Raw genomic sequence first — 10,422 nt, forward strand, 5'->3', positions numbered from 1 at the left:
CGGACCTCCGCGTGCCCTCGTTGGAGTTGCTCGCCCAGATCGAGGATGCGTGGCGCGAGGGCGGTCGCACCGGCCCAATGATCGGTGTCTCCTCCCTGCGGGGCGGGGACGTGGCCTTCCCGAGTACCACGGACGTGGGTGAGCTGGTCGACTGGGTACGGCCCGTCGGCAGGATCACTGCCCCTATGTCTGTCCATGCGCCCTGTTTCCGCAGTTCAGCCCTGATCGTCAGACCCTCCCCATAGCGTTATAAGTGAGCCCCGTCCGTCTCCGGTCACCCGATGGTCGGACGTTCCAGTGCCACCTTCGGCAGGTGTCGGGCCAGTGGGGCGGGCAGCCACCAGGCGCGGGTGCCGAAGAGTTGCATCACGGCCGGGACGATCAGGCAGCGGATCACCACGGCGTCGAGGAAGACGGCGACTGCGAGGCCGAGACCGAACTGCTGGAGCATGCGATCGGGGCTGAGTACGAAGGCGGCGAAGACCACGATCATGATGGCCGCCGCGGCTGTGATGACCTTGCCCGTGGTTGCCAGGCCCTCACGGACCGCGAGCGAGTGGTCGTGTGTCGCCTCCCATTCCTCATGGATGCGGGAGATGAGGAACACCTCGTAGTCCATGGAGAGCCCGAAGACGATCGCGAAGATCATCACAGGGATGAACGCCTCGACCGGCCCCGGCTGCACACCGAACGAGCCGTGCTGGAAGACCAGGGTGATCACGCCGAGCGCGGCGGCGATCGACAGGAGGTTGAGCAGGGCGGCCTTGAGGGGGATCAGGACGGAACGGAAGACCAGCATGAGCAGCAGCGCGGACAGACCGACGACGATGGCGACGAAGAGCGGTATCCGGGCCGAGACGGAGTCGGCGAAGTCCTGGGCGGCCGCGGTGGGCCCGCCGACCAGGTAGTCGGCGCCGGTGCGTTCGGCGAGCCGGGGCAGGACATCGTCGCGCAGGGTGTGAACGAGGGCGGCGGTGCTCGCGTCCTGTGGTGAGGTCGTGGGAAAGGCGATGACGGTGAACACGGTGCCGTCCGTGGAAGGCAGCGGTGGTGTGGCGGCGGCGATGCCCTCGGTAGCGGTCAGGGTGGTCCGCAGTTGCTCGGCGGCATCGGTGTCGCCCCGGCTGACTGCGAGCAGGGGACCGTTGAAGCCGGCTCCGAAGCCCTCGGCCAGCAGGTCGTAGGCCCTGCGGCTGGTGGACGATGCAGGGTCGTTGCCCGCGTCGGCGAAGCCGAGGCGCATGCCTAGAGCCGGGGCGGACAGGGCCAGGAGGGCCATGACGGCCGTCAGCAGGGCGGGCAGAGGGCGCCGCTGCACGCCGGAGGCCAGCCGCCGCCAGCGCCCGCCCTTTTCCCTGCCCTTGGCTTGGGCCTTGGCGGAGCGCGTGAGTACGTGCCGCTGCATGCGGTCGCCGAAGAGCGCGAGGAGAGCGGGCAGCAGAGTCAGCGAGGTGGCCATGGTGACCAGGACGGTCAGCGCGACGGCGACGGCCACCCCCTGGAGGGAGCCGAGGCCCAGGGCGACCAGGCCGAGCAGGGCGATGATGACGGTGCACCCGGCGAAGAAAACCGTACGGCCCGCGGCATCCAGGGCGGTCCGGGTGGCGGTCTGCCGGTCCGCGCCCCGGGTGAGTTCGTGCCGGTAGCGGTGGAAGATCAGCAGCGCGTAGTCGACGCCGACACCGAGGCCGACCAGCATCATGATCGGCGGAGTGAAGTCGGCGACGGTGACGACGTGGGAGGCCAGCATGATCAGACCGATCGCGCCGCCGACCGCGAACAGCGCGGTGACCAGCGGCAGCGCGGCAGCCACCACCGATCCGAAGAGCAGTACGAGGATGACCAGGGCGGCGAGCATGCCCGCGCCTTCGGCGCCCCCGCCGCTCTCCTCCTCGGCTGCGCGCACCGCGTCCCCGCCGAGCTCGACCCGCAGTCCGTCCTGGCCGGCCGACTTGGCGGTGTCGACGATCCGCACGACGTCCTCTTCGGGGACGTCCTCGGCCTTGGCGTCCAAGACGACGGTGGCATAGCCGATGGTGCCGTCATCGGAGACGGCGGAGGCGTCCGCGTAGGGGCTGCGGACGTCGGCGACACCGGGCAGGCCGCGCACCCGGTCGAGGGTCCGCACGATGGCCGGGCGATCACCGCTCAGTCCGTTGCTGTTCTGGAAGACGATCTGGACACTGCCGCCCGCCTGCGCGGAGCCGTGCCGCTTCAACAGGTCAGCGGTGGCCTGGGAGTCGGTGCCGGGCAGGGTGAAGTCGTTGCGGTAGGCGCTGCCCGCGCTCTGGGCACCGACGGCGAGGACCGCGACGGCGAGGATCCATAGGAGCAGAGCGGTCCAACGGTGGCGCTGGGACCACAGGGCCAGACGTCCGAAGATACCCGCCCGGTCGGTGGTGGGACCGGTAATCGCGATCATGTCGCGTGCTGGTGACATGGCTTTCACCGGCCTCGGTGGTGGGAGCGGTGGTTCTGCTCGGTGCGGCGGACGGCGATGACCGCACCGAGCACGGCGCAGATCAACGGCACGGCGACGAAGGCGGCCAGCAGCACGCCGCCGGTGCCGGCCACGTCGAGCGCGCGGCCGAGTACGAAGGCGGAGAAGGCGCCCACGGTCTCGGTCAACAGGAAACCGGCGGCGCCGCCGGCGAGGAGGCCGACGAGGGCGGCCGGGGCCTTGGCGTAAGGCGGGTGGGCAGGGGAGCGTGTACTCATGTCTCGCAGGGTCCGGCTGCGGCATGCCACGGCGCATCGGCCTGCAGCGGGCACCTGCCTACCCCGCCGGTTGCGGTCTCGGCGCCCGGCCTACACCGCTGGTCGGTTGTCCGCCGCCGCGTTCCGGCTCTACCGGTGGTGGCCGACCGGCTATGCCGGTGGTGGCCGACCGTTCAGCCAGCCCGGGCGAACCATGCCGGACTCGTATGCCATGACCACCAGTTGGGAACGGTCACGGGCGCCCACTTTGGTCATGATGCGGCTGACGTGGGTCTTGGCCGTGGCAGGGCTGAGGACGAGGCGGGCCGCGATCTCGTCGTTGGTCAGGCCGGCGGCGACCAGCTCCATGACCTCCCGCTCGCGGTCGGTGAGGGCCTTGAGGCGCGGACCGGGCTCAGGTGCCTGGACCCGTACGGCGAACTCCGCGATCAGCCGGCGTGTGACGGAGGGGCTGATCAGCGCGTCGCCACGCGCCGCCACCCGTACGGCGTGCACCAGTTCCTCCGGCTCGGTGTCCTTGACCAGGAAGCCGGTGGCACCGGCGCGCAGCGCGCCGTACACGTAGTCGTCGAGGTCGAAGGTGGTCAGGATGACCACCGTGACGTCGGCGAGACGAGGATCACCGGCGATCTGCCGGGTCGCCTGAAGACCGTCGACGCCCGGCATGCGGATGTCCATGAGCACCACATCGGGACGCAGCGTGTGGCAGGAGGTCACGGCCTGCTCGCCGTCGCCCGCCTCACCGACCACCTCGAAGTCGTCCTCGTCCTCGAGGATCGAACGGAACCCGGCACGCACCAGGCGCTGGTCGTCCGCCAGAAGAATCTTGATCACGGCCTGACTCATGACGGGGAACGCGCTCCGTTCGTAGAGGAGTTCGTGCAGGGAATCCGGCCCCGTACGGTGAATCCGCCGTCCGGCCCGGGCCCCGCGGTCAGTTCGCCGCCCAGCGCATGGGCCCGCTCGCGCATCCCGCGGATGCCGTTGCCCGGCGTTCCGCCGTCCGCGACCGCCGGTCCCTGCCCGTTGTCGGTGACCTCGACCGTTACCTGACGCGCCTCGCGATGGATGCCGACGGTGACGACTGTCGCGTGGGCGTGGCGGCTCGCGTTGGTGAGCGACTCCTGAATGATGCGGTACGTGGCCAGGTCCACCTCGGTGGGCAACTGCTCCCGCTCGCCGCTGAACCGCACACGGACGTCAAGTCCGGCGAGCCGTGCGGATGCCACCAGCTCGCCGAGACGGTCCAGTCCAGCCGTGGGCGCGACGGGCGCCTGCTCGTCGACCTGCCGCAGCACCCCGAGAGTCGCCCGCAGCTCCCGCAGGGCGTCCCGGCTGGTGCTTTTGATCGCTCCCAGCGCGTCCTGCGCGCTCTGTGCACCCTTGGCCGGGTTCTTGCGCAGGCGGCGCAGGGCAGCGCCGGACTGGACGTTGATGAGCGAGAGGTGATGGCCCACGACATCATGCAGTTCACGTGCGATGCGCAGCCGCTCCTCAGTCGCGGCGCGCTCCTCGCTCTCCCGGGCGAGGGCCAGGCGGTTGTGTCGCACCCAGCCGAGTGCGACCACTCCGACCAGCCATCCCGTCAGCATGAACACGGCGACACCATTGACGTCGTGGTTTCCCGCGAGTGTGCCGATGCCAGTCGCGATCACGGTCAGCGCCGCCAGAGCGATGGCCGCCTGGAGGTGTCCACGGGCGGCGACCACGTAGAGCGCGACGACGAACGCGACCATGAGAGGACCGTCGTAGACGCTGACGAGGTAGTAGGCGGCCGTGGCGGCCAGCACAAACGCGGCGACGACCACGGGACGGCGGCGGCACAGGTACAGCGCCGCGCAGGCGGCGATGATCAGTGTCCAGCCGACGACGGTCGCCGACCAGGACTCCTCCCGCTCACCGATGAGCGACCTCAGACTGCCCACCGCCACCGGCACGAAGACCCCGCAGGCCAGGGCGGCATCTGCCGCACGGCCGTGCGGCGGGCGCGGCCGGAGACGTGGGACAGCACCGAGGGCCATGCCGCCAGCGTAAGCGGCCGTGCCCCCGGCGCCCTCCTCCGCGTGGCGGAATCGCGCGGGCTCCGCCTCGCAACCACCGTGGTACGCACCCGCACCGGAGCCACAACCAATGGGGTACGGCAGGTGTCCGCCGCAGACCGACGCCCGGGCGGTATCCCTCTGCCGACCATGGAGCCGTGAACGCAGATCCCAGTCTCCCGATCGTCCGGCGCCTGCGCGGCGTGAACCGGCCGCTGGTAGCCGCTCTGACCGCCGTCGCGCTCGTCCGGCCTCTGTTCTCCATCGCCGGCTGGAGCGACGCTCTCGGTAAACCCCTGACCCCGCTGATCCTCACCCTGGCCATCACACTGACCTGGATCCTCGCGGTCGGTCTCAGCCGCGTACGCGACCCGCTTCTGACCCTCGTGGTCACCGGCGTGGCGTACGCGCTGGCCGCCCTGGTCCTGAGCGCGGTCCTCTCACCACTCCTGACCGGAAAACTCCAGGGCCCCCTTGCCCAGCCCCAGGCGATCGTCCCGCTCTTCCTCGTCAACGCCGCCTGGGGAGCCTTCTGCGGAGCCTGCGCGATGGGGCTGCGCAGGGTGCATGTCATCCGCCGCTGAGTGCGAGCCCCTGGACTGGACAGGAGTCACATGGCGGGCCCACCACCCGCGGCACCATACGGGTCCTTTTCACCAGACGGCGGAAGAATCGCCTGGCCGCGGTCTTGTCCCGCCGTTTCTGCACCAGGATGTCCAGCGTCATGCTGTCCTGGTCGACGGCCCGTCAGAGGTACTTCCGCTCACCGTTGATCTTGATGAGGACCTCGGCCAGGTGCCACTTGCCACAAGGCCGGGGCCGGCGGCGGCGCAGCGAATTGGCGTACTCCTGCCCGAACTTCACGCCCCAGCGGCGGATGGTCTCGTAGGAGACGATCACGTCGCGCTCAAGCATCAACTCCTCGACCTCACGGAAGCTGAGCGGGAACCGGAAGTACAGCCACACGCAGTGGGAGATCACCTCGACCGGGTACCGGTGCCCCTTGTACGACAGCGACGCACTGCCCACGGACGACCCTCCCAGCTTGATCGACCCGAAGATCATCCCGCCGGTCAGCCAACGTGGCAGTACCCCGCCAACTGCTCCAAGAAGGACTTCCAGTTCACCCCCGACAGCCGACACCTGATCCTGCGCGACCCGACAGGTATCCGCAGATGGGACATCGCTTCCGGGCTGGAACTGCCAAAGCTTGAGCACGAGGGACTGGAAGATCTCGAATTCAGCCCGGACGGCAGGTTCCTCGCCGCCGCAGACCTCGACGAGATCCTCTTGTGGCGCACCGACGCGCCCGCAGCACCCGTCTTTCGGCACCCGCTCCCCGAGGAAACGATCAGTGACCTCAGACTGGACGTGGAAGAGCGCCGCATCCGCTATTTCGCGGGTAGCTCCCAGACCGTGGTGCGCTCCCTCTCCCTCGACGGCGTCGTCGACTCCCGCTGGCGCAGCCAGCCCGCCGCATCTGCCTCCTTCAGCCCGGACGGCGGCACACTAGCCATCGCCCATCAGGACACCGACACCGGCCGGACGCAGATCCAGTTGCTCGACGGCCGTAACAGCCGTCACCTGGCCGGCCCGCCGTCGGCAGCCTGCCCGACTTTCCCCGATGGTCGGCAAAATCCGGCGCCCTGCCCAGTGCACATGGCCTTCCGCCTCGACGGACGCCTCCTCGCCTACGGCGTCAGCCACCCCACAAACTCAGTCCCACGGGAGAAGCTGTTCCTGTGGGAAGTCCCGGCCCACCGCATGACCAAGTCACTGACGGTGACGCGAACCAACCCCGAAAACCCGAGCCTTCCCGCAAATGCCGTCAACGGAATTGCCTGCCACCCGGACGGGACGTCGCTGATGGTCTCCCGCATGCCAGAGGACGAACGGCTCGAGTTCTGGAACCTGCGCACCGGGAACATGACCCGCGAACCCCCGGCATCGGTGGCGAAACCCTGGCGATCAGACCCGCCGAACGCATCCTGGCGACCAACCATGACCAGTTCCTCGACCTGCCTTCCGGACGGATCACACGCCGTGCTCTCACCTCCGGCATGACCACGGCACTGGCATTCAGCCCGGACGGCAGATACCTCGCAGCAGGCGACGAATCCGGTCAGGTCACCGTGTGGCAACGCCGACGAGCCTCTCGGCATCCTTCCCGCGTCTCCAGCCGGTGACGGCAAGCCCCGGCACGTGTCGGCACTGGCGTTCTCCCCAGACGGGCGCACCCTGGCCACCGCGGGCCATGACGGCACCCTGCGGCTATGGGATACAGACTCCAGCCGCCCCATGGGCTCTGCCCTCCCTACGGCAGGAACAACCCTCCTGGACCTCGCTTTCAGCCCCGACAGCAGGACACTCTACGCGGCAGGCGAGCACGTACCGCTGCGGAGATACGACATCACCACGGGCCAGGCGGCCACCCTTGCATGCGACCGCGCCGGGGGAGGCCTGACCCCAGACGAATGGCGCACACACGTCCGTGGCATCGGGTATCGACGGACTTGCTGAACATCCGATTGCTGGCGAACGTCAACTGACCGGTAAGAGCACGCTGACCTGACATTCAACGTGCGCAGGTTGGTCATGGCGTTCCGAAGCCCCACCCGTCGGCGGGGAGGACGTCGCCATGCGTCTGGGAACACCCTCGCGTCGGCGGAGTGGACCACATCGAGCAGGGCGCCACATACGTGCAGAACGGAACATCCCCGCGGACGCGGAGGTGTTCCGGTCGTAGATCCTCTGATCGACCTTCTCGTCCAGTCCTCCCCGCCGATGCGGGGGTGTTCCGGCACATGACGAGATCGACACCGGCGGCTGGTCCCGCGTCGCGCAACCCGAGGTGCTTGCCCGCCGGCCTCAGCCGGCCTCACACCGCGCGGGGAAGGCCGCGCACCGCGCAGGGGGGCCGTGCCGTCTGCGTGTCCGGCGCGGCCCCTGAGGCAGCCTCCCACACAGCTACCCTGCCCGCCCAGTCCAGTCCGAGGGCGGGGAGCTGCTGGAGTTTGTCGGCGGTGATCTTGCTGCGCCTGGTCTTGGTGTTGGACAGGAATACCCCCAGGCGAACCTCGGTCCCTCATGGTCGTGGAGCCATTCGGCGCACAGGGCGGGAGGGACGGTCGGCTCAGCCTCGGGTGAAGGTGAAGGTGATCCCTGCCTGCCCTGCCAGTTCGCCGCCGGACCCGAGTAGGGACACCGTTCCCTTCGCGCTCACCTCCGCGCTGAACGTCACCTCGTTCAGCTGGAACTCGCCCGCGCGCTGGGGCAGCGAGGCGATCACGTCCTGCATCGTCGTGACGAAGTCGCCGAGGCGCAAGCGGAGTTCCTCGGCAGGGATCTCGGTGCGGGCGGCCCGCCATTCTTCGAGGCGTCGCAGGGTCAGCCGGTCGGTGCGACCCGGGTCGGTGTCCTCCAAGCCGAGGACGCTGATCGTCTTCGCGGTGTCAGGGGTGGGCTCCCGAGACCAGTGGGGACGCCGGAGCCGCGGCCTTCCTCCACGGCCCCGCTCGACTCTTCGCCACCGTCGCGACCCCCGACACCACGGACGACGACCACAACGACCAGGTCCACGACGAAACCGAGGTGGAAACCCGATGACCGTGATGGACGCCGCCCTGCGGGAGTCACTCAAGGCCCTGCGACTGTCCGGCATGCTGGAAACCCTCGACGCCCGCCTGGCCCAGGCCCACGGCGGAGAACTCGGCCACCTCGACTTCCTCCAGGTCCTCTGCCAGGACGAGATCACCCGCCGTGAGACTGTCGCCTTCCAACGTCGCCTGCAGCGAGCCAAGTTCGAGCAACAGGTCACGTTGGAGGAGTTCGACTTCACCGCCTCCTCGAAACTGCCTGCGGCCCAGATCCGTGACCTGGGAGCCCTGCGCTGGCTTCACGCCGGCGAGTCGGTCATCCTCTTCGGACCGGTGGGCGTCGGCAAGACCCACATCGCCCAGGCCCTCGGCCACCTCGCCGTCCGTCAGGGCGCCCACGTTCGCTTCGCCAAGACCAGCCGCATTCTCGCCGACCTGGCCGGTGGTCACGCGGACCGCACCTGGGAGAAGCGGATCCGCGAACTCGTTCGCCCCGACGTGCTCATCCTGGACGACTTCGCGATGCGTCAGATGTCCGCCGCCCAGGCGGACGACCTCTACGAGCTGGTCAGCGAGCGGCAGGGAAGGTCTCTGATCATCACCAGCAACCGGGCGCCCAGCGACTGGTATCCCCTCTTTCCTAACCCCGTCGTCGCCGAGTCGCTCTTGGACCGGCTGATCGATACCAGCCATCAGGTCTCATCATGAACGGCCCCAGCTACCGCCCGAACAAGTGCCCTAAGAACTGCACTGACAAGCCCTCGATCAAGTGACCGGGATCAGTCCCACCAGTTGAACATCAGCTCGCCGACTGTGCTGGGACGCCAGTAACGCACCTGTTCCAGCTCTGCTTCGGTGAGCTCGCTGGTGTCAGCCGTCGCCAACGGTGTGCTCAGTTCCTCGACGTCCAGCAGCCGGAAGCCGCCCCGCTCAAATGCGTCCGCCCAGGCCGGTGTGCAGGCGAAGTTCGTCAGGGGCACACCTGACTGCGGTGGACTCGCCGCAAAGGCAACAGCCGGGAGTACCTCGTGGCACAGGACGCTCGACCGAATGCCCGGGGCGGTAATCAGAGCCGCATGGAAGTTCGGCGTGACTCCGGCGGGCGCCACTTCGGCGACCGTGCCCCGAATCGATCGGGCCACGGCATGGCAGGCGGTTTTGAAGGCTACTACGTCCACCTGAGGCAACGGGGCATCGTCGTGCCCCCAGAACCCGGTGGCTCCTCGCGCCACGCGAATCAACGCACGCCTCAACTCTCATTCCGTCCGTCAGGCCCTTTGGGGGTGCCACTCGACCGAGCCGAGTGATCACGCGCCGATTCTGCCACCCGTCGGAGTCCTCCTCGAGAGCCGTCTCAGTCATGAGTGTGGGGAATTACCTGAACTTACCCCTGGGGAAATACGCGATCGTTCACAGGCCCCCAGCACACACCGGGCCGGACCACAGGAGGAGTCGCATGAGCACCCCGGAAGAACGCCCCAACCCCGACGAAGCCCTCGCCCGCGCCCACGCGGCCCGCGCGAAGATGGCCGCCGCGCTCAACGAGTCATGACGGTCTGCGTGAGATCGGGGTCCGCGGCCAGCCGAGTCTCGGACAACCAGTCGACGTCTTTGGAGCGGTCATCACCGCGTTCAACCAGCGCCGCGAGCGGTATCCGCCAGCGCGGCGCGGTCGGGTGCTGGGTTTAAGAGGCCCTAACAAAGGCGTCGGACGTGCCGGTGGGTGATCAGGCAGATGGCGAGGCCGAGGAAGGCTTCGTGGATGTCGTCGCGTCTCTCCCAGCGGAAGCGCAGACGGCGGAAGCCGTGCAGCCAGGAGATGGTGCGTTCGACGACCCAGCGGAAGATGCCCAGGCCCGTGCCCTGCGGTCGTCCTCGCTCGGCGATCGCGGGCCGGATGCCGCGTTGCCGCAGGAGTCGTCGGAATTTGTCGTGGTCGTAGCCGCGGTCGGCTAAGAGGTCCTAACAGAAGCTGTTGATCATGTGACTGTCGGCTTGGTTGCTCGTTGGTCTGGTCGTGGGAAAGAGGGAGTCGCGTCCGTGGATCGTCTCGGATGAACTGTGGTCGC

General features: G+C 68.6%; 10 protein-coding genes and 2 pseudogenes. 4 read left to right on the forward strand and 8 right to left on the reverse strand.

From position 1 onward, the window contains the following. Window positions 1-274: 274 nt before the first annotated feature. The 4 genes from ACFY9E_RS19045 to ACFY9E_RS19060 form a co-directional block, all read right to left on the reverse strand. Window positions 275-2,422 (reverse strand): MMPL family transporter, encoded by a 2,148-nt coding sequence (locus ACFY9E_RS19045; protein ID WP_390985064.1) that lies wholly within the window; start codon window positions 2,420-2,422, stop codon window positions 275-277. A gap of 23 nt (window positions 2,423-2,445) precedes the next feature. Then, a complete protein-coding gene (locus ACFY9E_RS19050; protein ID WP_390985067.1) occupies window positions 2,446-2,718 on the reverse strand; it encodes a hypothetical protein in 273 nt (90 codons plus the stop codon). Between the two features lie 150 nt (window positions 2,719-2,868). After that, complete coding sequence (locus ACFY9E_RS19055) at window positions 2,869-3,552, reverse strand: response regulator (RefSeq protein WP_390985069.1); 684 nt, start codon at window positions 3,550-3,552, stop codon at window positions 2,869-2,871. Between the two features lie 8 nt (window positions 3,553-3,560). After that, window positions 3,561-4,739 carry a histidine kinase gene (locus ACFY9E_RS19060; protein WP_390985072.1) on the reverse strand — a complete coding sequence of 393 codons (1,179 nt, stop codon included), beginning with the start codon at window positions 4,737-4,739 and terminating at the stop codon, window positions 3,561-3,563. A 176-nt stretch (window positions 4,740-4,915) separates the two neighbouring features. Between ACFY9E_RS19060 and ACFY9E_RS19065 the strand changes: the two genes are divergently transcribed. Further along, a complete protein-coding gene (locus ACFY9E_RS19065) occupies window positions 4,916-5,341 on the forward strand; it encodes a hypothetical protein (RefSeq protein WP_390985074.1) in 426 nt (141 codons plus the stop codon). 40 nt (window positions 5,342-5,381) lie between these two features. Here ACFY9E_RS19065 and ACFY9E_RS19070 read toward each other — a convergent pair. After that, a pseudogene (locus ACFY9E_RS19070) lies at window positions 5,382-5,786 on the reverse strand (IS6 family transposase); the annotation flags it as partial. Between ACFY9E_RS19070 and ACFY9E_RS19075 the strand changes: the two are divergent. Then, window positions 5,754-6,821: a WD40 repeat domain-containing protein gene (locus tag ACFY9E_RS19075; RefSeq protein WP_390985076.1), complete on the forward strand. Its 1,068-nt coding sequence runs from the start codon at window positions 5,754-5,756 to the stop codon at window positions 6,819-6,821. The pseudogene ACFY9E_RS19070 and the gene ACFY9E_RS19075 sit on opposite strands and share 33 nt — an antisense overlap. 138 nt (window positions 6,822-6,959) lie before the next feature. Beyond that, window positions 6,960-7,277: a WD40 repeat domain-containing protein gene (locus ACFY9E_RS19080; protein WP_390985078.1), complete on the forward strand. Its 318-nt coding sequence runs from the start codon at window positions 6,960-6,962 to the stop codon at window positions 7,275-7,277. A 613-nt stretch (window positions 7,278-7,890) separates the two neighbouring features. Here ACFY9E_RS19080 and ACFY9E_RS19085 read toward each other — a convergent pair. Further along, complete coding sequence (locus tag ACFY9E_RS19085) at window positions 7,891-8,181, reverse strand: hypothetical protein (RefSeq protein ID WP_390985081.1); 291 nt, start codon at window positions 8,179-8,181, stop codon at window positions 7,891-7,893. 178 nt (window positions 8,182-8,359) lie between these two features. Between ACFY9E_RS19085 and istB the strand changes: the two genes are divergently transcribed. Beyond that, window positions 8,360-9,061 carry an IS21-like element helper ATPase IstB gene (gene istB / locus ACFY9E_RS19090; RefSeq protein ID WP_390985083.1) on the forward strand — a complete coding sequence of 234 codons (702 nt, stop codon included), beginning with the start codon at window positions 8,360-8,362 and terminating at the stop codon, window positions 9,059-9,061. 71 nt (window positions 9,062-9,132) lie between these two features. Here istB and ACFY9E_RS19095 read toward each other — a convergent pair whose 3' ends face one another. Then, window positions 9,133-9,540 (reverse strand): hypothetical protein, encoded by a 408-nt coding sequence (locus ACFY9E_RS19095; RefSeq protein ID WP_390985086.1) that lies wholly within the window; start codon window positions 9,538-9,540, stop codon window positions 9,133-9,135. A 508-nt stretch (window positions 9,541-10,048) separates the two neighbouring features. Next, window positions 10,049-10,306 (reverse strand): annotated as a pseudogene (locus tag ACFY9E_RS19100) (transposase); the annotation flags it as partial. Window positions 10,307-10,422: the final 116 nt, after the last annotated feature.

The organism is Streptomyces sp. NPDC012466, from assembly GCF_042955215.1.
In the GTDB taxonomy this organism is placed as follows: domain Bacteria; phylum Actinomycetota; class Actinomycetes; order Streptomycetales; family Streptomycetaceae; genus Streptomyces.

Excerpts from the sequence above, each read along its gene's own strand:
- ACFY9E_RS19045 (WP_390985064.1), bottom strand. The coding sequence starts at position 2,422 with ATGATCGCGATTACCGGTCCCACCACCGACCGGGCGGGTATCTTCGGA.
- ACFY9E_RS19050 (WP_390985067.1), bottom strand. The coding sequence starts at position 2,718 with ATGAGTACACGCTCCCCTGCCCACCCGCCTTACGCCAAGGCCCCGGCC.
- ACFY9E_RS19060 (WP_390985072.1), bottom strand. The coding sequence starts at position 4,739 with ATGGCCCTCGGTGCTGTCCCACGTCTCCGGCCGCGCCCGCCGCACGGC.
- istB (WP_390985083.1), top strand. The coding sequence starts at position 8,360 with ATGACCGTGATGGACGCCGCCCTGCGGGAGTCACTCAAGGCCCTGCGA.